This is a genomic window from Serratia sp. GW822-FHT06E05 (assembly GCF_058799445.1).
Genome location: NZ_JBXALM010000002.1, coordinates 453,532 through 479,237, shown reverse-complemented (window position 1 = coordinate 479,237; position 25,706 = coordinate 453,532). Strand labels below are relative to the sequence as shown.

17 protein-coding genes and 1 tRNA gene are annotated in these 25,706 nt (G+C 57.2%); 6 read left to right on the top strand and 12 right to left on the bottom strand.

Annotation, left to right across the window (positions count from 1 at the left end; genetic code table 11):
• Positions 1 to 19: 19 nt before the first annotated feature.
• Together AC1RKC_RS09845 and AC1RKC_RS09840 are read right to left on the bottom strand one after the other, a co-directional pair.
• Positions 20 to 2,206, bottom strand: a complete 2,187-nt coding sequence (locus AC1RKC_RS09845) for a TonB-dependent siderophore receptor (RefSeq protein WP_020827684.1) — start codon at positions 2,204 to 2,206, stop codon at positions 20 to 22.
• 249 nt (positions 2,207 to 2,455) lie between these two features.
• Entirely contained in the window at positions 2,456 to 3,343 is an 888-nt protein-coding gene (locus tag AC1RKC_RS09840; RefSeq protein WP_046373146.1) for an SDR family oxidoreductase, read from the bottom strand.
• Between the two features lie 144 nt (positions 3,344 to 3,487).
• On the opposite strand from AC1RKC_RS09840, the gene AC1RKC_RS09835 reads away from it, so the two are divergent.
• Positions 3,488 to 4,420: a LysR family transcriptional regulator gene (locus tag AC1RKC_RS09835; RefSeq protein ID WP_128865675.1), complete on the top strand. Its 933-nt coding sequence runs from the start codon at positions 3,488 to 3,490 to the stop codon at positions 4,418 to 4,420.
• Positions 4,421 to 4,453: 33 nt separating this feature from the next.
• Here AC1RKC_RS09835 and AC1RKC_RS09830 read toward each other — a convergent pair whose 3' ends face one another.
• The 4 genes from AC1RKC_RS09830 to AC1RKC_RS09815 all read right to left on the bottom strand — a co-directional run bounded on the left by AC1RKC_RS09830 (position 4,454) and on the right by AC1RKC_RS09815 (position 8,456).
• Positions 4,454 to 5,053, bottom strand: coding sequence for a hypothetical protein (locus AC1RKC_RS09830; protein WP_046373148.1), 600 nt, complete (start codon positions 5,051 to 5,053; stop codon positions 4,454 to 4,456).
• A 593-nt stretch (positions 5,054 to 5,646) separates the two neighbouring features.
• Positions 5,647 to 6,678, bottom strand: coding sequence for a methionine synthase (locus AC1RKC_RS09825; protein ID WP_493092317.1), 1,032 nt, complete (start codon positions 6,676 to 6,678; stop codon positions 5,647 to 5,649).
• Positions 6,679 to 6,705: 27 nt separating this feature from the next.
• Entirely contained in the window at positions 6,706 to 7,683 is a 978-nt protein-coding gene (locus AC1RKC_RS09820; protein WP_493092435.1) for a DUF1852 domain-containing protein, read from the bottom strand.
• Between the two features lie 697 nt (positions 7,684 to 8,380).
• Positions 8,381 to 8,456: transfer RNA gene (locus tag AC1RKC_RS09815), tRNA-Asn, on the bottom strand.
• 346 nt (positions 8,457 to 8,802) lie between these two features.
• Here AC1RKC_RS09815 and nac point away from each other — a divergent pair.
• Positions 8,803 to 9,726 carry a nitrogen assimilation transcriptional regulator NAC gene (gene nac / locus AC1RKC_RS09810; RefSeq protein WP_020827677.1) on the top strand — a complete coding sequence of 308 codons (924 nt, stop codon included), beginning with the start codon at positions 8,803 to 8,805 and terminating at the stop codon, positions 9,724 to 9,726.
• Position 9,727: 1 nt separating this feature from the next.
• On the opposite strand, the gene AC1RKC_RS09805 is transcribed toward nac, so the two are convergent.
• Positions 9,728 to 11,185, bottom strand: a complete 1,458-nt coding sequence (locus AC1RKC_RS09805) for a heavy metal sensor histidine kinase (protein WP_493092436.1) — start codon at positions 11,183 to 11,185, stop codon at positions 9,728 to 9,730.
• Positions 11,182 to 11,889 carry a heavy metal response regulator transcription factor gene (locus tag AC1RKC_RS09800; protein WP_020827675.1) on the bottom strand — a complete coding sequence of 236 codons (708 nt, stop codon included), beginning with the start codon at positions 11,887 to 11,889 and terminating at the stop codon, positions 11,182 to 11,184. The genes AC1RKC_RS09805 and AC1RKC_RS09800 overlap by 4 nt, the downstream gene beginning before the upstream one ends.
• A gap of 288 nt (positions 11,890 to 12,177) precedes the next feature.
• On the opposite strand from AC1RKC_RS09800, the gene AC1RKC_RS09795 reads away from it, so the two are divergent.
• Genes AC1RKC_RS09795 through AC1RKC_RS09785 form a run of 3 tightly spaced genes read left to right on the top strand, consistent with a single transcriptional unit; the run spans position 12,178 to position 17,946 of the window.
• Entirely contained in the window at positions 12,178 to 13,380 is a 1,203-nt protein-coding gene (locus AC1RKC_RS09795) for an efflux RND transporter periplasmic adaptor subunit (protein WP_493092318.1), read from the top strand.
• Complete coding sequence (locus AC1RKC_RS09790; protein ID WP_493092319.1) at positions 13,373 to 16,546, top strand: efflux RND transporter permease subunit; 3,174 nt, start codon at positions 13,373 to 13,375, stop codon at positions 16,544 to 16,546. Before AC1RKC_RS09795 ends, AC1RKC_RS09790 begins: the two co-directional genes overlap by 8 nt.
• On the top strand, positions 16,543 to 17,946 hold the full coding sequence (locus AC1RKC_RS09785; RefSeq protein WP_493092320.1) for an efflux transporter outer membrane subunit: 1,404 nt from the start codon (positions 16,543 to 16,545) through the stop codon (positions 17,944 to 17,946). Before AC1RKC_RS09790 ends, AC1RKC_RS09785 begins: the two co-directional genes overlap by 4 nt.
• Positions 17,947 to 17,995: 49 nt before the next feature.
• Here the strand turns inward: AC1RKC_RS09785 and AC1RKC_RS09780 are convergent, their stop codons facing one another.
• The 3 genes from AC1RKC_RS09780 to opgB form a co-directional block, all read right to left on the bottom strand.
• Entirely contained in the window at positions 17,996 to 18,913 is a 918-nt protein-coding gene (locus AC1RKC_RS09780; protein WP_041415501.1) for a bestrophin family protein, read from the bottom strand.
• An 835-nt stretch (positions 18,914 to 19,748) separates the two neighbouring features.
• Positions 19,749 to 21,209, bottom strand: coding sequence for an AMP nucleosidase (locus AC1RKC_RS09775; protein WP_046373160.1), 1,461 nt, complete (start codon positions 21,207 to 21,209; stop codon positions 19,749 to 19,751).
• A gap of 164 nt (positions 21,210 to 21,373) precedes the next feature.
• Entirely contained in the window at positions 21,374 to 23,677 is a 2,304-nt protein-coding gene (opgB, locus tag AC1RKC_RS09770; protein WP_493092321.1) for a phosphatidylglycerol--membrane-oligosaccharide glycerophosphotransferase, read from the bottom strand.
• Positions 23,678 to 23,969: 292 nt separating this feature from the next.
• Between opgB and AC1RKC_RS09765 the strand changes: the two genes are divergently transcribed.
• Entirely contained in the window at positions 23,970 to 24,701 is a 732-nt protein-coding gene (locus AC1RKC_RS09765) for an ABC transporter substrate-binding protein (RefSeq protein ID WP_259217799.1), read from the top strand.
• A 52-nt stretch (positions 24,702 to 24,753) separates the two neighbouring features.
• Here AC1RKC_RS09765 and AC1RKC_RS09760 read toward each other — a convergent pair whose 3' ends face one another.
• Positions 24,754 to 25,689, bottom strand: a complete 936-nt coding sequence (locus tag AC1RKC_RS09760) for an ABC transporter substrate-binding protein (RefSeq protein ID WP_493092322.1) — start codon at positions 25,687 to 25,689, stop codon at positions 24,754 to 24,756.
• Between the last annotated feature and the right edge of the window lie 17 nt (positions 25,690 to 25,706).

Sequence of the window (25,706 nt, the reverse complement as noted above, 5' to 3'; positions counted from 1 at the left end):
GGCCTGCTTATTTATTCGATCAGAATGACAAGGTCATACCGGCGTAATACGCGCGCCCAGGCTCGTTGTAAGTTGATGCCCCTTGATTCTCGCGGTACAGCTGTTTATCAAACAGGTTACTGATACCGGCATTCAGGCGCAGATCCTTGGTCAGATCGTAATTCACGCCAACCGCGGCCACGGTGTAAGCTCCCACTTCATTGGTCGCCAGCGAACCGACTTCATTACGGATCTCGGCATATTCGCGGGGTTTCTGACGGCCATAGAATGTCCAGGTGAGGTTGGTCGAGAGTTTGTCGGTTACCTGATAATCCAGCATGGTGTTAACGGTGTATTTCGGGATCACGGAAAGCGGGTTCCCGGTATCCTTATTTTCCGATGTGATCATATAGGTGGCGTTGGTGCGCCAGTTGAGCCGATCTTTCACTACCGGGATCACCAGGTTGCCTTCTAGCCCTTCCACCACCGCCTTGCCGCCGTTTTCCCAACGCAGAATGTTGTAGCCGTTAGAGGCGTAGCCCACCAGATCGGTCCCGGAAACGATTTTGTTTTTATAATCGTTGCGGAAATAGGTAATACCGGCGTTGAACCCTTCATAGGTGAACTCCAGGCCGACCTCTTTGTTGATGCTGACTTCCGGATCCAAGTCGGCATTGCCCATCAGGTAGCAGCTCCCCGTCGCAATGTTGTCCGGGCAGCCGTTACCGCGGGTGGCCAGCAGGTAGCCTTCGCTGGACTGATACAGGTTTGGGGCTTTGAAGACGCGGGCGATCCCGGCTTTCAGTTTGAAATGGTCGCCAAGTTCCTGCGAGGCATTCAGGCTTGGGCTCCAGTTGCTGCCGAATTTGCTGTGATAATCAAAACGCATGCCGGGGATCAGCAGGGTGCCGGGCAAGACTTCGATATTATCTTCGAAGTACAGGGCGCTGAGTTCTGCGCTGTTTTTGGCGCTGCGTCCGGAAGGATCGCCGGAGATATCGCCGATGGTGACGCCGCTGGCATCGGTGACCTGCATAGAGGCCGGATCGTCGAGCTGCTCACGGTTCCACTCGGCCCCCAGGGTCATGGTTTGCTCGAACCACAGGTTGAGCGGCAGCGTCACTTCACCGGTGGTTCTGACATTTTTCAGCCGACTGGTGTTGAATTGGTCGCTGTTGATCATCCCTTCGACACGCCCGGTAGAGCCTTCCTGAAGACGGGTATTGTTGGTTTTTTCGTAGTAAACGCCGACGCGTGACTGGCCCCAATCCCAGATGCCGTTATGGGTGATGCCGTAAGTCTGGCGATACAGGCGGTTGGTTTCTTGTCCGTACAGCGACGAAACCAGATCGTTCGGGCTGAGATTACCGTTGCTGTACTGGGTATCACCGGCATAGATATTGCCTTGGCGGCTGTAGCCCAGCTCAAAATCGAGGATCTGCGTCGGGGTCATTTTCCACGAGAACAGGGCGTTGACATCTTTGTTGCGTACGCCTTCGCTACCGGCAGCATAGGATCCGTTTTGCGCGGTGTTGATATCCGCCGCATCGGCGTCGGTCTTGTTAAAGTTGCCGTACAGGCGCATGGTGAGCGCGTCGCCGGCCAACGGGCCGCTGAGGCTAAAGTTGGTGCGTTTCGTTGCGCCTTCCTTGTCGTTTTCAGGCTGATTGGTAAACAGCGACAGGCTGCCATGCCAGTCATTGGTGGGGCGTTTGGTGATGATATTAATCACACCGCCGGCGGCACCGGAACCGTAACGCGCCGCCGCAGGCCCACGCAGCACTTCGATGCGCTCAACCATTTCCGCCGGCACCCAGTTGGTATCGCCGCGGGTGTCCCTTTCGCCGCGCCAGCTGTAGCGAACCGAATTGCGCGACGTGGTGGGGACGCCGTCGATTAAAATCAGCGTGTTTTCCGGCCCCATGCCGCGTATATCGATCTGACGGTTATTGCCACGGCTGCCGCTGGCGCTGTTGCCGGTCAGGTTCACGCCGGGCATTTTGCGGATGATGTCGGATAAATCGTTGACCGGCGGATCCTTGGCGATGTCCTCGGCGGTAATAATGGAAACGCCAGGCTGCTGTTTTAATTGTTCTTCCGCCGGCGCCAAAACTACCATTTCCTCACTTTCCGCTGCCAAATCATCGGCAGCATAGCCGCTCCCGCTAATTAATCCCGCCAGCAAAATCGCGCCTGGTTTCAATTTGAAAGAGTGTGTGTAAATCATGCATCTTATCCCTGAAAGTATGTGCAAATATTATTGAATAATTATGATAACGATAACCATTCTCATTTATTGTAAGGAAAGTGCAAATTCACAATATCTCCACAATGTCGTTTCGGGCGGGGTGTGTTTTTATCTGATTGATAAATTTATATTTAAAAAATTTTTCTGATGGTGAGCCTAAGTGGCGCAGGGCAGATGTAAAGCTAAAGCCCGCCTGGTTTTCCCCAAACGGGCCAGATAAAAAAGGAATTAATAGGCGAAAGCGGCCCGGTGTTTGCGGATAAACTCTGGCCAACGAACCGGCTCTTTGCCGGCAATTGTCGGGAAGTTGTCAAAGGTTTCTTCAACGCCGGGAATATCGCGTTCGGCAATGCGGCGCAGATTGTCGCCAACGCAGTTCATATAAGCCATCTCGGCGCCAGATTGCCGCATGTTCTCCAGGAAAATCCGGTAATCGAGCGCTTCATAGCGAAATGGCTGGCCCAGTATTTCCGTCAACATGGCCGCAATCTCGCCATAGGATTTGGCGTCATAGCCCAGTCGATAGGTTTTGCCCGCATGCTGTTCAGGGTGCAGCAGTGAACAGGCTGCCGCCAGCGCGACGTCTTCGCCGTCGACCCAACTGAAGGGAGCATCACCGGTGTATTGCTGAATGACGCCGTTGACCACCGCGGGAATGCCACCGTAGCCGATCAGATTTTGCATAAAGCACTCCGGCCGCAAATGCGTAAAGCTGAAACCTGATGCCTCAATATAACGTTCGATCAATTGATGCCAGGCCCAGTGAGCAATGGTGGTGTCGTCGCGGCCGCAGGCACCGAGGTGCACAATATGCTGCACCCCGGCCTGTTTCGCCTTATCGAGAAACACCTTGCTCTGGCGCAGCATGTCGACGGTATAGCCGGTCGCCAGAAAGGCGCGGTCAATACCCTGCAGCGCCGGCGCCAGCGTTTCTTCTTGATCAAAATCCATAATGACGGTGCTGATGCCCTGAGCGGTAAAGGGCTCGGCTTTTTTCGGGGAGCGTACCGCCGCCACCAGGGCAATGGTGGTGTCTGCCTGCAGGTTACGCAAAGTATCACCGCCTATCTGGCCGGTGGCGCCGGTAATCAGCACCCTTGGTTTGTTTATGCTCATCAATAAACCCTTGTCATGGTCTGTGGTTGAATCGGGCCTGGCCCTGAGGATGTATTACCTGATCGAGTTTACGGGGAATAAATTTCCTATTTAGGCTATAAATTACCGAGTTTATGGAATTAAATTCATTAATGGTGACGGGCTATGTTTTCTTCCGAACGACTCAAAGGTATCGATCTGTTTGTCTGCGTAGCCGATCTGGGCAGCTTTACGGCCGCCGCAGAACGCCTGAATTTGACCGGTTCCGCCATCAGCAAAGGCATTGCCCGTCTTGAAAGCCGGCTGCAGGTTCGCTTGTTTAACCGGACCACGCGGCGTCTCTCACTGACCGACGCGGGGGAAACCTTTTACCGCACCTGCACCAGCGTATTGGGCGAGCTGGAAGAGGCGGAGCTTGCCATGCAGGCTGAAAATGCCGAGCCACGGGGAAGGGTGCGTATCGATCTTCCTGCCGCCTATGGTCGTCTGCATGCTTTACCGGTGATCCTCAAGCTGATTGAGCATCATCCGCTGTTAATGCCGCATATTTCGTTTTCCGACCGCTTTGTCGATCCTGCGATAGAGGGGATCGATATTATTGTGCGTATCGGCGGCGCGGATATTTGGCCGAATACTTTAGGACACTGTTATCTGGGGGCGCAGCGGCATATTTTTTGCGCTTCACCGGCCTATGTGAAAAAGCGCGGCGTGCCGAACAACGAACAGGATTTGGATAATCACAGCTGCGTGGTTTACGGCGAAGGCAACGGTATGCTCACCCCCTGGCATTTTGCCGGCGTGCAGGCGAATAACAGCGAGAAAAGGGTGTTACCGGCGCGGGTGGCTATCGGCGATGCAGAAGGGCAGCTTACCGCCGTTTTGGCCGGGCACGGCATAGCGCAGTTGCCTACCTGGTTGGTGAAACGGCAGCTTGCAGAGGGTTCGCTGGTGGAGGTATTGCCTCATCTGGCAACCGATGGATTACCGATTAATCTGGCCTGGCTCAAGAGCCGGCAGGCGCTGCCGAAAGTTCGCGCGTTATTGAAGATCCTGACTGACAATCTGGGGCCCGATGGCAGCATGACCGAGCGCGCCTGAGGGGCGTTAGGCACTTCAGCGACAGAAAAATTCTCAGGAAATGGCGGCGGCGAGGTTGCGCAATTCCGGCAACACGCCCAGGTTTTTCTCCTGCACGATATCCTGACAAACTTTCAGGATCACCGCTTTGACCACGTCGGAGCTTCGCATCAGGTTCTGTTGTTCCATTAGGCTATTGACTTCAGCCAGCTGTTTTTTAGTGACTTTCATTGACAGCCGTTTGGATGCCTTGGCATTTGCCAGCTCGCTGCCTAACAGCGCTTTCAGTCCTTCCTGATGATAGTAGCCGGTGGTCAGCGCATGAAGGTAATACAGGATCAGCGTCTTATGAAAATCTTCGCCCAGTGAAGCATCTATTTTCTGCGTGGCGACGTTAAGAATATCGAGATAGTGCGCCGGAACCCGGACTTCCAGCGCCGACTTGCTTTGTTCAAACTCGCTTTTAATTTGCGGTGTGGATTGAGCAGGGACACTGACCACGGCGTCGCACTGGTTACAGACCGCGGCCAGAATATTCTTCACCGTGCCACGCCGATCGCTGAAGTCCACATCGCGTAAACGATAAGTCGCGATAGATTTCCCGCAGTGGTGACACAGAACGGCACGCGTATCGCCTTCTTTAACTATTTTCACTTTGAACTCCTTGTCGATTTATTGGTGCACGCTGATAAAGATGACGTCGGGTTCCATAAATTAAAATTTTACGTACCAGTAGCAACCGGACTTCCAGGGTTGAAGAATGTGAACGTCAGTAGCGGCATCCTGATGATGTGGACGGCACTGATATGCGTCTCCGGAAGTTTTCCTGATAGGTTCGATTACCTCGTTTTTATCAACCTGACCAGTGGCGAACAGATTCTTGACATCGATGTTGCCACGTACCTCATGGTCATACGCGCCTTGCTGAAGACAGCGTATAGCGAGCTTTTTTACGTCCCTGAATCCCATCTTATCTCCGCATATTGTACGAAATTTGGCGTACGCACAAGGTGTCTGAAAAATTTCATAGCGCTTACTCTACTGGCGATAGTGAGGGGGAAGTTAAGTGATGAACGTGTGTCGCGTTGAGAAAAGACTAAAAGGCGCAGCACTGCGCAAACTGATGCAACGCGTAGCAACGTTGGCGGATAAAAATGCGAGAAGCCCGCTCAAGTTTCCCTGAGCGGGCTCAAATAGGGTTTATCACTTCGCACATTTATCCGCCGAAAGCAGGATATTGAACGAAGTTACTTTGCTGAGAGCTCTCTACGGATGATCTCTGCACCTGCGCTTAAGGCATTGAGTTTGCCTGTGGCTACCCGATGCGATAAAGGTGCCATGCCGCAGTTGGTCGAAGGGTAGAGTTTGTCGGCATCGACAAACTGAAGGGCTTTCCGCAATGTATTGGCCACTTCCTCCGGGGTTTCTATGCTGTTGGTCGCCACGTCAATGGCCCCGACCATCACTTTTTTACCGCGGATCAGTTCAAGCAGATCCATAGGAACATGCGAGTTATGACATTCCAGCGAGATGATATCGATATTCGACGTTTGCAGTTTGGGGAACGCTTCTTCGTATTGTCTCCACTCTGACCCCAGCGTCTTCTTCCAATCCGTATTGGCCTTGATGCCATAGCCGTAGCAGATATGTACCGCCGTTTCACATTTAAGCCCTTCAATGGCTCTTTCCAGTGCGGCGATCCCCCAATCATTCACCTCATCAAAAAAAACGTTAAAGGCGGGTTCATCAAACTGGATAATATCGACGCCCGCAGCCTCTAATTCTTTGGCTTCCTGATTGAGGATCTTGGCAAATTCCCAGGCCAGTTTTTCGCGGCTCTTATAGTGGTTATCATAAAGCGTATCGATCATGGTCATCGGGCCTGGCAGGGCCCATTTGATGGGTTGCTTGGTCAGCTGACGTAAAAACTTGGCATCTTCCACAAAAACGGGTTTTTGACGCGCCACAGCGCCAACCACGGTTGGTACGCTAGCATCGTAGCGATTACGGATTTTAACCACCTCACGCTTCTCGAAATCAACGCCGCTCAGGTGTTCGATAAACGTAGTGACAAAGTGTTGGCGCGTTTGCTCGCCATCGCTGACAATATCAATGCCTGCACGCAGTTGATCATCCAGGGACAAGCGCAGGGCATCTTGTTTTCCCTCAATTAATTCCTCATTTTGCAGTTTCCACGGTGACCAAAGTGTCTCAGGCTGTGCAAGCCAGGAAGGTTTCGGCAAACTGCCGGCAGTAGAAGTTGGGAGCAAAATTTTCATAATAAATGACCTTTTATTTTCGATTAATCAAAGAGCGTAGTGAGCAGACCATTGCTCAAGAATATTCTTGTAGGGTTTGATGAAATGCTCTTCAGTAAATTTCCCCTGCTCAATAGCCAACTGGCTGCGTTCTTCTCGGTCATAAACAATTTTTGTCAATGAATGATCCTGCTGATTCAGGCTTGGCTGATAATATTGCCCTGCGGCAGAGTTCGCATTGTAAATCTCAGGCCGATAAATTTTTTGGAAAGTCTCCATCGTGCTGATGGTACTGATAAGCTCAATATCAGTGTAATCACTCAACAAATCGCCGGAGAAATAAAAGGCCAAAGGCGCAACGCTATTTTGCGGCATAAAGTAGCGAACCTGTAATCCCATTTTTTCGAAATACTTCTCAGTCAAAGATGAGTCGTTTTGCTGATATTCTATGCCCAATACAGGATGCTGGTTACCCGTCCGCTGATAAGTGTCTTTACTTGAGACGCTTAAGCAGATTACCGGTGACTTTTTAAAATTCTGTTTGTACTCCGTTGAGTTGACGAAATACTTAAATATGTTGCCGTGCAGGTCGCCAAAATCATCCGGTATGCTAAACCCAGGTTGGTTTTTGTTGTGTTCCAGCAGCAATACACTGAAGTCATAATCTCGCACATAAGAAGAGAAGTTATTCCCGACAATGCCTTCAATCCGCTGATGAGTTTTTTTATCAATAATGTTGGTTTTTAATATTTCAATCACTGGGAAGGTATTGCCATTGCCTTCAACACTCATCTCGACAGAAATAATTTCAAGCTCGACAGAGTAACGATCGCCTTTTGGGTTGTCCCAATGCGCTAACGTATTGAAACGATTATCAATCATTACCAATGTGTTGCGCAGATTCTCCTGGCGATTTTCCCCTCTGGCCAAATTGGCAAAATTGGTGGTGATACGCGTACTCTCAGAGGGGTTATAATCCTCATCGAAAAGGCTGCGCTTAATCGTAAATGTAAAGTCTCTGCTCATCGCGATGTTGCACCCTAAGTTCTGAGATGAAAACTGAATTGGCTTCTTGATTTCGTAGAAGTTACTGGTTTGTTCACTCATCAGTCTTCATGTTGTCAATAAGTTAATGTTGCATATTTTATGCCAGAGCCATCGGATGAGTGAAAGCGACTAAATTTCATTACCACATGAGCTATCTTCATGATCTGACAGCGGCGGGTATCGGCAGAGCTGCCAACCCCCCCGGGGTTACCAATCCGCAGCGGCATCCTGCGGGCAGAAACGGGCAACAGAACAGGCCAATGGGAAGGGGATAAAGACGAGGTGAGGGTGCTGAGTGCCGAAGCGCTCGGTATCGCACCAGAGCAAATCAGGCCTTCGCGTTATCGCTGAGATATTTCCGGCGCAGCCTTATCTGGAATCTGCGCCGCATTTTGTTTATCTGATTGTCATAATTATTTGAATCATGAGAATAATTTTCTATCGTACGCCTCGTCACGTTAAGGCAAATGCCATAGGAGTCTGACTAAAGATCGCGCACAGCCCAGAACCATTGATCTGGGGGCTCGCAGCGGAAAACGACTGGAACGTATAGGTGACAGTATCATGAACGAGGTGCTGGGCAGGCTGGAAGCGATTCTGAGCTGAAGCTTTTAATTAAATAGAAAACCAAATGCAAAACGCCCGCTTAAGTTTCCTTAAGCGGACGTCTTTAATATGGCTCCTCTGACTGGACTCGAACCAGTGACATACGGATTAACAGTCCGCCGTTCTACCGACTGAACTACAGAGGAATCGTGTGAACGGGGCGAATAATAGCGGGGTGATGCGGGCTTGTAAAGCCTGAAAACGCCTTGCCGTTTCGTTTGCTGCAAGATTATTCAACCTGCTGCTTTTTATGGCTTTTATTGATGCTCTGCTGCGCAATGGTCCAGGAGCGACCACGGGCTGCACTCCGCGTGCTTCACGCTGGTGCAAACCTTCTCCGTTCTGGGTCGTCCAACGCAGGGAGGTATTGAGCACCAGCATCATTTTTCTTATTTTTCCGGCGATTAGTTAACGGCTTCTCTTATTTCGTCGGTCTGGCCCGGATCTTGCTGCCGTTCTGTCAACGCAGTTCAGCGGCATGACGGAGGCAATATGAATTTCAGACGTCTGAAGTATTTTGTGAAAATCGTCGATATCGGCAGCCTGACCCAGGCGGCGGAGGTGCTGCATATCGCGCAGCCGGCGCTCAGCCAGCAGTTGGCCACCCTGGAAGGGGAGCTGAAACAGCAACTGCTGATCCGCACCAAGCGCGGCGTGATGCCAACCGAGGCCGGAAACATCCTGTATGCCCATGCACAGACCATTTTGCGCCAGTGCGAACAGGCGCAGAGCGCGGTCAACAGCGCCGGACAGGCGATGAGCGGTCAGGTGTCCGTCGGGCTGGCGCCGGGTAGCCTGGCATCACAGTTGGCGCTGCCGCTGTTGCAGGCGGTACGCGATCAGCATCCGGGTATCTTACTCAGTTTGAATGAGAACATCGGCTCTACGCTCGCCGGACAGGTTGCCGGTCAAAGTCTGGATATGGCAGTGATCTACGGTGCCAAAATGCCTGCGGGCCTTCAGGCCACCGCGCTGATGCGAGAAGATCTCTATCTGGTGGCGACGCGTGCGGTGCCGAACCCGGGTAACAGCGTTGATCTGCTGGACGTTGCGCGCCTGAATCTGTTCCTGCCGCGTGAAGGTGATGTGGTACGCACCCAGGTGGATGAAGCCATGGCGGTGCGCAAGCTGGCCGCCAATGTGATTGGTGAAATCGAGTCCTCCAGCACCTTGAGCGCGGCCATCGCCAGCGGCCTGGGGGCCACCATTTTACCCGAGTCGGTGGCGCGGGCGATGATTGGCCCAGCCAAGGCCTGGATGGCTCGAATCAACGCTCCGTCGCTTAGCGTGCCGCTGTCGCTGTGCATTTCCGCACAGCACTCCCTGTCGGCGCCGGCGTTGGTGGTGAAAGAGATCCTGCTGTCGATCGCCGCCAGCCGCAGTCAGGAAAAACGCGTGTTGGCGTTGGTACAATAAATCACGACAGGCTTTCCCGCTTAACCTCGGCGATGGCGGGAGCCGCCGGCAACGGTTTTGGCGCCGGTGGCGCCGGGTTTTCCTCTGGCCGCGACAGCGCCAGCGAGAAACCGAAGGTGTTGACGCCGTCGAGACTGTGGACGAAGGCATCCCCCTGGTGCATCAGCGCAATGGCGCGGACGATGGACAGCCCCAGACCGTGGTGCATGTCACTACGAACGCGCGAAGAGTCGACGCGGTAGAAGCGTTCAAACAGCCGGCTCAGGTGCTCGGGGGCGATGGTTTCGCCCTGGTTGGCGACGGCGACGACGGCAAATCCCCGCTGCTCCTGCAGCAGTACCGAAACGGCGCTGCCCGCGACGGCGTGGCGCGCACTGTTTTCAAGCAGGTTAGCCAGCGCGCGATGGAACAGCCGCCGGTCAACCTGCGCCCGCACCTCTCCGGAAATCTCAATGGTTAAATCGTTTTCCATAAACGAAGGTTCGACGTATTCCGCCGTTTTCAGAGATTCTTCTCGCAGCGATACTTCGCTCAACTGGGTAGCGTATTGTCCGGCCTGAGCGTGGGACAGGAACAGCATGTCGTTGACGATGGAGGTCATGCGTTCCAGCTCTTCCAGGTTCGACTGCAGCAGTTCTTCCAGTTCCTGTACGCTGCGTTCACGAGCCAGCGCCAACTGGGTTTGACCAATCAGATTGGTGAGCGGGGTGCGCAACTCATGCGCCACGTCGGCGTTAAAGCTCTCCAACTGCCGCCAGGCCACTTCCTGGCGCGCCAGCACGCCATTGAAAGACTCCGCCAGGTTGCGCAGTTCGGCCGGTAAGGTGGCGCTGTCCAGCCGCTGGCCGGTAGTGCCGGGCACCAAGCGGTGCGCCTGTTCACTGAGATTGAGCACCGGTCGCATACCGAAGCGCGAGATGGCGTAGCCCAGCAGTGCCGCCAGCCCAATCCCCAGCAGCGAAATCACCACCAGCGCCTGAGTGAACTCCCTCAGCGTGCCCATATAGGGGGCAGAATCAATCGCCACCACATAGCGCACCTCTGGGCGAGCGCCCAGCGGCGGCAGCGTCGCGATCAGCATATACAGCGGGCAATCGCCGTCAGGATTAGCGGCAGTGGCGAAACCGTCCGCCAGTTTTGACCAGTGGGTTCCCGGCGGGGGAACACCGCCGAAGCGGTAACGCGGATCCTCGCTGATCACCCAGTATTTCACCTGGCTGCCTTCGCTGTTGGACAGGGTATTGAGCTTTTGTTGCACCATTGGCCAGTCGCGAGCAGTCCCTTTGGCTTCGATAAAGGGGGAGACCAGCGAATGGCGAAAGTGCAACTCGTTGTGCATCTGGTTTTGCAACGAGGTCAGCAGCGAACTGCGCAGAAACAGCGCCAGCACCAGCATGATCAGCGCCATGGTCAGCGCGAACATCAATGCCATCCGGCTGGAAATGGAAATTTTCATCAGGCGATTATCCGTGGCGCATCGCGATGCAGCGGACGATTTTCCAGCACGTAGCCCATGCCTCGCACGGTGTGCAGCAGCTTTTGCGGATAGGGGGAGTCGATTTTGGCGCGCAGCCGCTTAATCGCCACTTCAACCACGTTGGCGTCGCTGTCGAAGTTCATGTCCCAAACCTGTTCGGCGATCATCATTTTGGACAGTATCTCCCCCTGATGGCGAGCCAACAGGCTGAGCAGGGCAAATTCTTTGGCGGTCAGATCGATACGCTCCCCGCCGCGGGTCACTCGCCGCGCCAGCAGATCCACGTGCAGATCGTCGATTTGCAGTTGGGTGACGTCAATGCCGTCGCTGGTGCGACGGCGCAATAACGCCTGGATGCGGGCGACCAGTTCAATCAGCGAGAACGGCTTGGGCAGATAATCATCCGCGCCGTGGCGTAGGCCCTTGACGCGTTCGTCTACCGAACCGCGGGCAGACAGCATCAACACCGGCGTCTGTTTGCTGGCGCGCAGGCCTTCCAATACCGCATAGCCGTCTTTGCCCGGCAGCATCACATCCAGGATCACCGCGTCATAGTCCTGCTGCACCGCCAGGTGCAAGCCCTCAATGCCATCGCCGGCGACGTCTACGGTGTAGCCCAGTTCGCTCAGTGCGCGGTTAACGTAGGACGAGGTTTTTTCTTCGTCCTCAACCAACAGTAATCGCATGGACACTCCCGTCATTATCACCTGATGGTTAATTAATCATGAAACCCGCCACCTTGCCACAAGACATCATGTTCAGTGATGAGTTTATGACAGCCATGCGGTCGTGAAGCTGACGGCTGGCTGACATTTTTGTCAGCTAACGCCGCCGTCGGATAAAAAACGCGTTAACTGACACGAATGTTATCTGCGGGTCACGTTGAGGTCAGTTTGCCGCTCGTACAGTAACCTTTGGCCGCTTTGTGGCGCGCCGCGCAACCCTTGACCCAGCATCTAAAAGGATACGGACTCATGAGCCTCAAAATCGCCTCTCTTGCTGTCGGCGTGGTGGTGGCCGCTACTTCGCTCTCTTTGTGGCTGGTGGTGGCCGCTCGCGATACGCCGCCAACTGCACCGCCGCCACCGCCACGGGTCGGGGTGGTAACGTTGAAAAACGAACCTATACCCCTGACCAGTGAACTGCCGGGACGGGTTGCCGCCTTTCGCAATGCGGAAGTGCGGCCACAGGTCGGGGGCATAGTGCAAAAACGCCTGTTTACCGAAGGGGAACAGGTCAAGGCGCAGCAACCGCTTTACCAAATCGACCCGGGGCTGTTTCAGGCGGAATACGATCGCGGCAATGCGGCCTTGGCGCGAGCGCGGGCACAGCTGCGTACCGCCGCGTTGTTGATTCAACGTTACCGGCCGCTGGCAGAGAGCCGGGCCATCAGTCGTCAGGTGTATGACGACGCAGTAGCCGCTCATCAGCAGGCGGTGGCCGACGTGCAGTCTGCGGAGGCGCAGTTGGAAACGGCACGTATCAATCTGGTTTATACCCGGGTGCTGTCACCCATCGACGGCATTATTGGACGTTCGCTGGTGACCGAAGGGGCGCTGGTGACGGCGCAGCAGGCCGAGGCGGTGGCGGCGGTGCAGCAGATAGATCCGATTTATGTGGATGTGACCCAGTCCAGCGTCCAACTTTTGCGGTTGAGAAATGCGCTGGAAAGCGGCGCGGTTGCGCAGGCCGACGGCCCTCAGTCTGCGGCGGTCACTCTGACACTGGAAGACGGCTCTCGCTATGCCCACGGCGGCAAATTGCAATTTTCAGAAATCACGGTGGATCGTTCCACCGGCTCGGTGGTGCTGCGCGCGGTATTCCCCAATCCGGAACGCAAGCTGCTGCCGGGCATGTTTGTGCGAGCCCGGCTGTTAGAGGGCATGGCCGCGCAAGGGGGGCTGCTGGTGCCGCAACGGGGCATTACCCGCAACCCGCGCGGTGAAGCGACCGCCCTGGTGGTGAACGAGGCAGGCAAGGTTGAGCTGCGCGAACTGACCACCGAACGGGCGATGGGGGACAGTTGGCTGGTGTCGACCGGGCTGACGGCGGGCGATCGGGTGATTGTCGAAGGCGTGCAGCAGGTCAGGCCTGGCGCACAGGTCAATGCGGTGGAGTGGGCTCCGGCTGCCACAACGCTGTTAAGCAGCACTCGTAAGGAGCCGGCGCATGGCTAAATTCTTTATCGAGCGCCCGGTGTTTGCCTGGGTGCTGGCCATCATCATGATGCTGTGTGGCCTGCTGTCGATTGCCAATCTGCCGGTGGCGCAGTACCCAAGCATCGCGCCACCCACCGTCAGCATTCAGGTCAACTATCCCGGTGCCTCGGCGAAGACGGTGCAGGATACGGTGGTGCAGGTGATTGAACAGCAGATGAACGGTCTCGACAATCTGCAATACATTTCCTCCGAAAGTAATTCCGACGGCAGCATGAGCATTGCGTTGACCTTTGCGCAGGGCACCGATGCCGATACCGCGCAGGTACAGGTGCAAAACAAGCTGGCGCTGGCACAGCCGCTGTTGCCGCTGGAGGTACAGCAGCAGGGGATCCGCGTTACCAAGTCCACCGCCAACTTTATGATGGTGATGGCGTTTGTCTCGACGGATGGTCGCATGACCCGGCAGGACCTGGCGGATTACGTCGCCTCCTATGTACAGGATCCGATCAGCCGCACCAACGGCGTGGGGGACTTCCAATTGTTCGGTGCGCCTTATGCGATGCGCATCTGGCTGGATCCTGCTGCGCTGGTGAACTACAGCCTGACCGCCACCGACGTTAGCAATGCGATTCAGGAGCAGAACGTTGAGGTTTCATCCGGTCAGTTGGGGGGACAACCGGCGTTGCCCGGCCAGGAGCTGAATGCCACGGTAATTGGCCCCTCACGCTTGCAGACCCCGGAGGAGTTCGGCCAAATCCTGCTGAAAACCGATCCGGACGGTTCGCGGGTTCGCCTGGCCGACGTGGCGCGCATTGAACTGGGCGCGCAGAACTACGCGATTGATAGCTACTACAACGGCAATGCGGCGGTCGGGCTGGGCGTGCGTCTGGCAACCGGTGCCAATGCGCTGCAAACCGCGCAGGCGGTGCGTGCCACGCTGGCGGAGCTGAAACCCTTCTTCCCGCCGGGAATGGAAGCCGTGGATGCCTATGACACCATTCCGTTCATTAGCCTGTCGATCGAAAACGTGGTGCGTACGCTGGTGGAAGCGGTTGTGCTGGTGTTTGCGGTGATGTACCTGTTTTTGCAGAACTTCCGGGCCACGCTGATCCCGACGCTGGCGGTGCCGGTGGTGCTGCTGGGGACCTTTGGCGTGCTGGCGGCCTTCGGTTACTCGATCAATACGTTGACCATGTTTGGCATGGTGCTGGCGATTGGCCTGCTGGTGGATGACGCCATCGTGGTGGTGGAAAACGTCGAGCGGCTGATGCATGAGGAGGGGCTTTCACCGAAGCAGGCAACCCGTAAATCGATGAGCCAGATCACCGGTGCCTTGATAGGCATCGCCATGGTGCTGTCGGCGGTATTTGTGCCGATGGCGTTTTTTGGCGGTTCAACCGGCGTGATCTACCGGCAGTTCTCCATCACCATTGTCTCCTCGATGGTGCTGTCGGTGATGGTGGCGGTGGTGTTTACCCCGGCGCTGTGCGCTACGCTGCTCAAGCCGGTAAAGCCGGGAGAGCATGCCGCACGCAAAGGTTTCTTTGGCTGGTTTAACCGCCGCGTCGAGTGGGCTAACCGCAGTTACGCGGCTTCGGTAATGCGCGGTCTGAGCCGCCCGCGTCGGCTGATGCTGATTTATCTGGTGATTGCCATTGCCACCGGCTGGCTGTTTACCCGCATTCCGACCTCGTTCCTGCCGCAGGAAGATCAGGGCATGTTGTTCGCGCAGGTACAGGCACCGGCCGGGGCCACCGCAGAACGGACGCAGGCCACCTTGCGCGGTGCCACGGAGTACCTGTTGAAAATGGAGAAGGACAGCGTGCGTTCGGTGTTCGCTATCTCCGGGTTTAACTTCGGCGGGCGCGGGCAGAACGTCGGCACCCTGTTTATTCGCCTGCATGACTGGGACCAACGGCCGGACGCCTCGCAAAAGGCCGACGCGATCGCCGCCCGCCTCAACGCCATGTTCGCACGCGACTTTCGCGATACCCGTATTTTTGTGGTCTCGCCCCCGGCCGTACGTGAATTGGGCAACGTGGCGGGCTTTAACTTCCAACTGATGGATCGCGGCGGCATTGGGCATCAGCCATTGCTGGCGGCGCGCGACAGGTTCCTTGCCGCTGCCCGGCAGAGCCCGGTGTTGAACAACGTGCGTGCCAACGGTCTGGAGGATGCGCCCCAGTATGAACTGCTGATCGACCGCGAGAAGGCGCGGGCGCTCAGCGTGCCGATCACGGAGATTAACCGTACGCTGTCGCTGGCCTGGGGCTCGGGTTATGTGAACGACTTTATCGATCGCGGTCGGGTGAAGCGGGTTTATGTGCAGGGAGATGCCTCGTCACGCATGCTGCCGCAGGATCTGGAACAGTGGTTTGTGCGTAACGACAACGGCGATATGGTGCCGTTCTCCGCCTTTGCCAGCGCCGAATGGACCTACGGTGCGCAGAAACTCAATCGGTACAACGGCGCACCGTCGTTTAACCTGCAGGGCGAACCGGCGGCGGGCTTCAGCTCCGGCGACGCGATGGCGGAAATGGAACGCATTGCCGTCACCATGCCGCCCGGCGTGGGCTACGACTGGACCGGACTGTCGTTTGAAGAACGGTTGTCCGGCGCCCAGGCACCGGCACTCTATGCGATTTCACTGCTGGTGGTCTTCCTGTGTCTGGCGGCGCTGTATGAAAGCTGGAGCGTGCCCAGCGCGGTAATGCTGGTGGTGCCGCTCGGGGTGATTGGCGCGGTGGTGGCCACGTTGCTGCGTGGGCTGGCCAACGACGTTTATTTCCAGGTGGGGTTGCTGACCACCGTCGGGCTGGCGGCCAAAAATGCCATTCTGATCGTGGAGTTCGCCAAGGCGCACTTCGAAGCCGGCGCCAGTCCGGTAGAGGCGGCGGTGCAGGCCGCCAGACAGCGGCTGCGGCCGATCCTGATGACCTCGCTGGCGTTTATTCTCGGCGTAGTGCCGCTGGTGATTGCCAGCGGGGCGGGCTCAGGCAGTCAGAATGCCATCGGCACCGGGGTGATCGGCGGCATGCTGACCAGCACCTTCCTGGCCATTTTCTTCGTACCGGCGTTCTTCGTCATCATGCTGCGGCTGTTTCGGGTGAAACGGCTCAGCGAACGCCGCCGGGCGGAGGATGAAGCGGAGATAACTGCCCCGGCGCCGGGAGCCGAGCCATGATAAAACTTTTGGCTTTCATGCTGGCCACTGCCACCCTGACGGGCTGCTCGTTGACGCCGGACTATCAGCGCCCCGCTGCGCCGGTAGCGCCAGCCTATCCGGATTATGGCGTCGCGCAGGTCGACGGAACGGCAGCGGCTATCGGTTGGCGTGAGTTTTACCGCGATCCGCTGCTGCAAACGCTGATTACGCAGGCCCTGGCGAATAACCGTGACTTGCGCATTGCGGCGCTGAACGTGGAGGCGGCTCGCGCCAGCTACCGCATTCAACGGGCAGATACGCTGCCCACCCTGTCGGCGCAGGGCAGTGGTTCGGTACAGCGTACCCCGGGCAGTCTGTCCGCAGGCGGGCAGTCTGCGGTGGGGCGCAGCTATCAGGTCGGGGGAGCGCTGTCGTGGGAGTTGGATCTGTTCGGGCGGCTTCGCAGCCTCAACCAGCAGGCGTTGGAATTGTACTTGGCACAGGATGAAACCCGGGCCGCCGCGCAACTGGCGCTGATCGCCGAAACCGCCAACGCTTATCTTTCGCTACGCGCCGATAGCGAACTTCTGGCGCTGGCGCAGGAAACGCTGAGCTCACAGCAGGCGGCCTTTGGGCTGGTGGAACAAAGCTTCCAGCTCGGTGTGGCGACCGAACTGGATCGCAGCCAGGCGGAGGTTGGGGTACGGACGGCGCAGCGTGATTTGGCTCAGTATCGGCGTCAGGTTCGACAGGATACCAATGCCCTGACGCTGTTGGTTGGGCAGCCGTTGGGCTCGGCGATGAGTTCGCGTCTGGCGCAGGCCGGCACCTTGCCGGACGACCTGTTGTCGGAAACCATCCCGGCCGGGCTGCCGGCAGATTTGCTGACCCGGCGGCCGGATATCCGAGCGGCGGAGCATCAGCTACGCGCCGCCAATGCCAATATCGGCGCGGCGCGGGCGGCGTTCTTCCCGACCCTCAGCCTGACCGGTTTCGGCGGCACGGCCAGCGCCGGCCTGGACGGTTTATTTTCTGCCGGTTCCGGTGCCTGGAGTTTTGTGCCGCAGCTCTCGCTGCCTATCTTCTCCGGCGGCTCTTTGCGTGCGGGATTGGATCTGGCGGAGGTGCAAAAACGCATTGAGGTGGCGCGTTATGAGCAGGCGATACAACAAGGATTTCGTGAAACCGCCGATGCGCTGGCCGGTCGCGACACGCTGGATGAGCAAATCCGGGCGCAAACGCAGTTGGTGGCGGCCAATCAACGCGCTTACAGCCTGTCGCAGCAGCGTTTTCAGCAGGGCGTGGATAACTACCTGACCGTGCTGGATTCCCAGCGTTCTCTGTATGCGGCGCAGCAGGTGTTGGTCGATACGCGCCTGGCGCGATTGACCAATCTCGTCGATCTTTACCGTGCGTTGGGCGGCGGGTGGCGCGAATAAGGGGTTTGCCAACAGGCGCGGCCTTCACCGCGCCTGACGTGGTTGCCGGTTAACTGAGCTGGTAACGGCTGTCCGGCCGTGCGGCCGCCGGTAAATCCGTTTCGTCGTTCATTTCGCGCAGGTTGATCTCAATCGCGTTGCACATGGCATTGAGCGGCAGGTCATTGGCGGCGGTGCCGAACGGATCTTCCAGTTCCTCTGCCAGCGAGTCCAGCGAGATGAAGGTGTAGGAGATAAACACCGACACCAGCGGCGTCATGTAATGCAGATCCGGCACCAGCGCGAAAGGCAGCAGGGTGCAGAACAGGTAGACCGTGCGATGAACGATCAGGCTGTAGGCAAAGGGGATCGGCGTATTGGCGATGCGTTCGCAGCCGCCGAGGATCTCCGACAGCCGGTTGAGGTTTTGGTCGATGCTGTGAAACAGCATGTCCGACAGCTGTGCCGATTGTCGTTTTTCGCCCAGCCATTGGCCCATCATCAACAGCAGCCGGTTGCAGGGGGACATGCTGTTTTCTATCGCTCGCAGATCGACGTTGGGCAGCAGCCGTTGCAGGTCGGCGCTGCTATCGGTGCCGCGCAGCTGGTGTTTCAGGCAGTAGCTGAACGCGATCAGCAGGGCGGCAAACTCGCGTGCCGCCTGATCCTGCTGCGGTAGCAGACTCTTGATCTGGCGCAGCAGCGAGCGCTCAACGATCAGCAGGCTGCCCCACAGCAACCGCGCCTCGGTGAAACGCGCATAGCTGACGCTGTTGCGGAAGCCGAGAAAGATAGCGATCGCCACGCCCAGCAGGCTGAAAGGTGCCAGGGTCAGTTTGACCCCCAGATGTTCGTACCATTGAAAACACAGCACGGCGACGATGGACATCGCCACGTTAAGGCTGAGGCGAAACAGAATTTTGGATAGCACTGAACCGTGCCAGACGAAGAGCCGCCTGAACCAGTGTTGCTGAGGTCTGACAATCATATGTGTGGTGATGTCCGGGGAATGAGAGCCGCTGTTGTAACAGATTTGCGGTCGGTACATCAACGATCTGAGTATGAAAAGTTAAAAAGCCCGCCGAAGCGGTAATGCCGTTCACTTAAGCCTGACGGGCATTTTTTATTCGGTCCCTGAAGGCTCAGTGCAGGCAGAATTGCCGTCAATATCCCGCATTTCTCTACCACCGCAATGAACGGCAATTGGAGGGGCCGTAGGCGCGGCCCCTCCACCCGCGCCCTCGCTTAACACCCTCTGTCCGCTGCGCGGATACCCTTGCTGCACCCGCGTTGTCGGGCGGGTCGGCTACGACAAACCTCCCTGTTAGTCTCGCCTCAACCGGCCTTCCCTGGCCGGTTGCCCCTGACAACGCCGCCTTGCTCGGCAGAGGGTGATGCGCGCCAAGGTCAACACCCGCATCAGCAGCCACTGGGCAACTTATCCCCTGAGTTTGACGTTGCGTGATGAAAGACAATGAAAAGGGTGAGATGAGCACGCTGTTGGCTGCCCTTGAAGACGTCGAACGCAGGAGCGGCGCATAGGCGAAACCGCCATGGACGGCGGTTTCAGGCGAGACAGGCAGGGACGCCTGTCGTAGCCGGCCGTGATGCGGCGTGATGAAGTGAGAGTCGTTGGCACAGCCAACCGTCTGATAGGGCAAAGGCGCGGGTTGCAAGGGACCGCGCCTACGGTCCCTTGCTCGGTCGGAGTTTAAGAACCTCATGGAGCTTTACCCGTTTATCGACCGAAAAAACATCGAACTGGCCTAAAAAACACCTTAAGTGAACGGCATTGTGCCGAATCGGGCCCAGATCCTTCGCCATCAGCGGAACGGCGGCTCGTTAAAGGTACGCAGCTTGCGGGAATGCAGGCGATCGCCCTCGGCGCGCAGCAGGTCGATAGCGCAGATACCGATCTGCAGGTGTTCCGAAATGGCCCCTTCATAAAAGCGGTTGGCCTGGCCGGGCAGCTTGATTTCACCGTGCAGCGGTTTGTCGGACACGCACAACAGCGTGCCGTAAGGCACCCGGAAACGGTAGCCCTGAGCGGCGATGGTGGCGCTTTCCATATCTACCGCGACGGCGCGGCTGAGGTTAAAACGCAGCGCCGAAGCGGAATAGCGCAGCTCCCAGTTGCGATCGTCGGTGGTGACCACGGTGCCGGTGCGCAGGCGTTGTTTTACCTCTTCGCCGGGCATGCCGCTGACCATTTTGGTGGCGTCATACAGCGCACGCTGTACTTCGGCAATGCTGGGGATCGGGATATCCGGTGGCAGCACCGAATCCAGCACGTGGTCGTCCCGCAGGTAGGCGTGCGCCAGCACGTAGTCGCCAATCGACTGGCTTTCGCGCAGGCCGCCGCAGTGGCCGATCATCAGCCAGGCGCTGGGGCGCAGCACCGCCAGATGGTCGCAGATGGTTTTGGCGTTGGAGGGGCCGACGCCGATATTGATCAGCGTGATGCCCTGGCCGGTGCGCGAGATCAGGTGGTAGGCCGGCATCTGGTGGTTTTTCCACGCCAGGTCGGAGACCGCCTGATCCGGTGCGGTGGTTTCCGGCGTGATATAGATGCCGCCGGCGCTCGACAGCGCAATATAAGGACTGGCCGGATCGGCTATTTCGGCGCAGGCCCAGCGAACAAACTCATCCACATAGCGGGTGTAGTTGGTGAACAGCACGAAGGGCTGAAAATGCTCCACCGGGGTGCCGGTGTAGTGCCGCAGCCGCGCCAGCGAAAAGTCGGCGCGCAGGGCGTCGAAGTGCGAAAGCGGGAAGGTGCTGGTGGCGTGAAACAGGCCATCGGCAGTCTCATCGCCAATTTGCGCCAGCTCGGTGGTGGGGAAATGCTGCGCCAGGCTGGCGCTCATCGACCGATCCAGCATCAGGTTTGAACCGTCGATCACGTAAGGGAAAGGTATTTCCTGCTGTGACGGCCGCACTTCGATATGCGCATCGTACTCCCCGGCCAGCATGGTCAACTGTTCTGTCAGATAATGGCGGAACAGATGCGGGCGGGTGATGGTGGTGGTATAGCAACCGGTGTGGGTGAAACGGCCATAGGCGCGGGTTTTGGTTTGACCGGGCGATTTCCCGTCCCAGCTGACGCGCAGCTCAGGGTAAACAAATAGCCCTGCCGCGCGGGTCTGCGCGTCGGGCAGACTGCCATGGCTGATAAAGTCACCGACCGCCTGGCGCAGCGCCTCAACCGAGGCGACATACAGCGCTTCCAGTTGTTCGACTGCCTGAGCGGGGGTAAGGCCGGTGCCGGATTGCTGACTGCTCATACTTTCTCCTTGGTTCTCCCGGCTATGCGGCGGGGAGGCATACGGATGCCGATATCAATTCACAGCAACAGGTTAGCCGAAGATGAGCGCAAAAGCTTTGGAGAAACGGCAGGGGGCGAATAAATTCGCCCCGAATAACGCGGACGCCGCATGCAGCGCGATGATCAGGAGGCGGGGGCAGCCTGTTCCACTTTCAGCGAGACCAGGCCAATACCCAGTTTCTTCGGTACAAAACCGCCGCTGGCACCTTCTTGTGGCTCCGTGGGGGCCGGCGGCGTGATGCTGATGTTTCTGGCTCCGGCAGGGTTGTCGAAGCGCAGCGTCACGGTGGTGTCCTGTTCGCTGAGCGTCACAAACTGTTCCTGATTGCCGACGCGCACCGAGATAGGTTCGCCGACGTTTTTACCGTAGGCGCGGGCGCGCAGCACCAGATCGAATGCTGATGGCAGCGGATCGACGTAATCAATATTCACCGTCGGCGCCAGGTTGGCGTCTGACCAACGGCCCCAGTCCTCGACGCTGGAAACACCGGTGATCGCCTTCACCTGTTCCGGCATGCCCGGCAGCATAAAGGCGATGGCGTCCGCGTGATATTTAACGGCGGCGTCGTCGACTTTCAGTTTATCGACGGCGCTTTGGTAGGCGGCGATGCTATCGTTTGGCGGACGCTCAAAGTCTATTTTGCCGCGATAGCTGCCCCCTTTGGCCTGCACGATGTGCGGTGGGGCGGCCAGGCTGCCCGACGCGACGCAGGTGTCGGTGCTCAACGCCAGTTCTGGCGACCACACCCGACCGATTTCATAACATTTGTCGACCCAGACGAATTTCTCACCCGCCCCCAGTCCGGCAAGCTGTTTTTTCAGCGGCGTGGACAGGTAGACGTTAAACATCGGCTCAATTTTGTTGTCCGTCACCTTCAGAATAAACGGCACCTTAAAGGTGATGCCGGAGAAGGTAAAGCGGTTGCCCCGATCGTCGAGACTGTAGTTTGTGATGCTGTTCGGGAAGCCCCATTGCTTGACCACCGCCGGTTTCCAGGCGTTGATTTTTTCGTCGATATTCAAAAACAACGTCGCCAGCGTTGGGCTGGACAGGCTGCTGCGACCGAGGCCAATGTAGTTATCGCCACCCATCACGTCCAGCACGGTAGCGCCGTTGTCCAGCGTGCTGCGCTTCTCGTTATGCAGCGCGGTCTGCGGGCGGGTGCCGTCGATAATAAAGAACAGGTTGCGGCGTTTCTGCTTGGTCAGGATGTCATAGGCGGTATTGTTCATCGCCAGATGGTCCGAAGACACCACGATAACGGTATTTTTGAAGTACTCGGACGCCTTGATTTTGTCGATCAGCGCGGCGATATGCTGTTGGCTGCAGGCTACTGCGCTCAGCGACCGATTCTCTTTATTCTGCCAACGGAACGACTTTTTGCTGCAGCTGGCGGAGATAAAGCCGTCCGGGTGATGGGTGTCCACGGTCAAGGCGAACAGCGAGAACTTTTTGTTCTGCTTCGACAGCTCGATGAATTTGTCGAACACCACGTCCAGCACGGTATCGTCGTACCAGCCCCAGTCATTTTTGTAGCCGGGGTCGCTAACCTGTCCGCGTAATTCCTTAAAGCCGTAGGCATGGTCAAAACCGTGCGATTTCAGGAAAGTGTCCTTGCCGGCGAAGGCCAGCTCGGCGCCCTGATAAAAGTAGTTGTCGTACCCGGCGGATTTCAGCACGTCGCCCAGGCAGACGTTTTCCGGGTAAAAGGTGGATACCGCGCTGGAGGCGTTGCCGTCAAAGGGCGCAAACAGTGGGATACCGCACTGTGAAGACACCATACCGGCGATGGTGTAACCGGTGCCGGGCAGCTGTTGGGTATTGCTGAAGTCGATGCTGTTTTCGCGGTGCTGGTTCAGTTCGTCGGTCAGGCCGGGGAAGGTTTGTTGGTCGAAGTAGGTTCTCTCCAGGCTTTCAGCATAGATATACACCAGGTTCGGCGCTTTGCCCTGTACGGTTTTCTTCGGTGCTTTGTAATAGGTGTCAAAGTCGGCGGTATCGCCGCTAATCTGGCTCTTCACCAACAGCGAGATGTCCTGAAAGGCGGGAGTAGTGCCGACGGAAAACAGCGCCAGCAGCACGGCGAGCACGCTGTAAACCACGCTGCTGCTTTTCGCCTTGCGCCGTACCAGACTCCAGGTCAGCAGGGTGAAGATCAGCGCCAGCACCGCCAGCAGGCCGACAAACGGCAGCAGGTATTTACCGACGCCGGCGCCCTTCAGGCTGCTGGTGAGGGTGTAGATCACCGCATCGGTAATGCCGTCACCGGTAAAGTAGTTGCTGGCGATCAGCACCACGTTGAGGATCAGATAGCTGCCCAGCAGCGTCAGCAGGGTGGCCAGCCACCAGCGGTTGGCGGCGGCACGGGTGCGGTAGATTAAAATTGAGGCTAAAAAAAGTGCAAACGAGATTAATGCTGAAACCATCCACCGTACCCTGTCTGATTAAAAAGGAAATCTTAACTGCCCTGGCAAACGCCGCCGACCCAAGCACGACGCGAAAGAGGAAGGGTATAGCGCATTGAAAGCGCCAGGGTCAATGCGTGTTTGCGCTGCCCTGGCGTGGCAGAGTGCGATCGGTCGTTTTTGTGACAATAGTGTGACATGAATCACGCCAGCGAGGCGAAAAGCGGCTGAATGTTGCTCATCCGAGGTTTGGCTCTAGCCTTAATGGAGAGCGTCGACGAAACACCTTCACCCTTTTTTTCAGGAGAAAGCCATGCATAGCATTCCCGCCGCCGTACTCGATGATTTGGCCCCGCAGGGGATCCTGCGTGCGGCCATCAATCTGGGCAATCCGGTGTTGGCGCAGAGGGGGCCAGACGGCGAACCTCAGGGGGTATCCGTGACGCTGGCCGGCGCGCTGGCCCGCGAGTTGGGCGTGGCGCTGGAGTTGGTGACCTATGATGCCGCAGGCAAGGTTTTTGCCGCGTTGGAAACCGGAGACTGGAACATCGCCTTTATGGCCATCGAACCAGTGCGGGCGGCGCAGATCGCGTTCAGTGCGCCTTATGCGATCATTGAGGGGACCTATCTGGTGGCCCAGGCGTCTGCCTGGCAACAGGTTGCCGAACTTGATCGGCCCGAGGTGCGCATTGCCGTAGGCCAGGGAGCGGCTTACGACCTGTATCTGTCGCGAACCTTAAAGCAGGCGCAACTGGTACGTGCCGATACCTCCGCCGACGCGATCGCCTTGTTCCTCGAACAGGGGTTGGATGCGGCTGCGGGCGTGCGTCAACCGTTGCTGGCTGCCGCAGCGCAAAACCCGGGGTATCGAGTGCTGGCCGGGCATTTCACTGCCATCCAGCAGGCCATGGCGGTTCCGCGACAAAAAGCGTCGGGGGCGGCCTATGTGCGTGATTTTGTGGAGCGGTGCAAGGCGAGTGGCCTGGTGCTGCAGGCTTTGCAGCGCAGCGGTCAGGGTGACGTTACCGTCGCGCCTTCTGCCTGAGGGGGAATGGCAGGGGCGCGACATACAGCGCCCCTGATAAAGCGAATAACCTTTAATTCAGCTCCACCGCGTATTGCTCCACCGGCGTGATTTTTTTGATCAGCTTGTTGTCGAACAGGAATTGTTCGTAGGCTTGATAGCGCGCTTTATCCAGCTTCGCCGGATCGGTTGCGAACAGCGGCAGGCTGGCTTGCCAGGCCTGTTTGTTCAGCTCGGTATTGAGTTCCGGATGGGCTTTGGCGAACGCCAGCCAGCTTTCCTGCGGATGGGCGTGCAGATAGTCGCTGCCTTTTTTCAGCGCCGCGAGGAATTTTTTGATTTTCGGCTCGGCCAGCGAATCGCGATTGGCGACGATAATCAGCTCGTCGTAGCTCGGCACACCGTAGTCTTCCACGTTAAATACCACCGGATCTTTGCCCTGCAGTTTCAGCTCCAGCGCTTCAATGTTGCGATAGCCGCCGATTACCGCATCGACCTGGCCCGCCAGCAGGGCGCTGGTCAGTTGGAAGTTAACGTTAATCAGTTTGGTTTCATTGGGGTTGAGGTGTTCATGCTCAAGCATGGTCGCCAAGGTGGCTTGTTCGATGCCGCTGACCGAATAGCCGATTTTTTTACCCTTAAGTCCTGCCGGGGTGGTGATGCTTTTATCCAGCGTCATCACGGTATTAAGCGGTGAGTTAATCAGGGTGCCTACGCGCACCAGCGGCAGGCCCTGATCGGTAAAAAAGTGCAGCTGCGGCTGGTAGGTGATGGCCAAATCGGCCTGTTTTGCCGCCACCAGGCGCGGCGGCAGCGCCGGGTCGGAAGGGGGCACAATCTTGACGTCCAACCCTTCGGCCTTGAAGGCGCCGATCTGCTCGGCCACCATGATGGGCGCGTGGTCGGGGTTAATATACCAGTCGAGCACCAGCGTCAGTTTTTCCGCGGCATTGGCCTGGCTTGCCAGCGTGGCGCCGAGCAGCAGCCCGCAGACGGTATTTTTAAGCATGGTTGTTACCCTTGTTG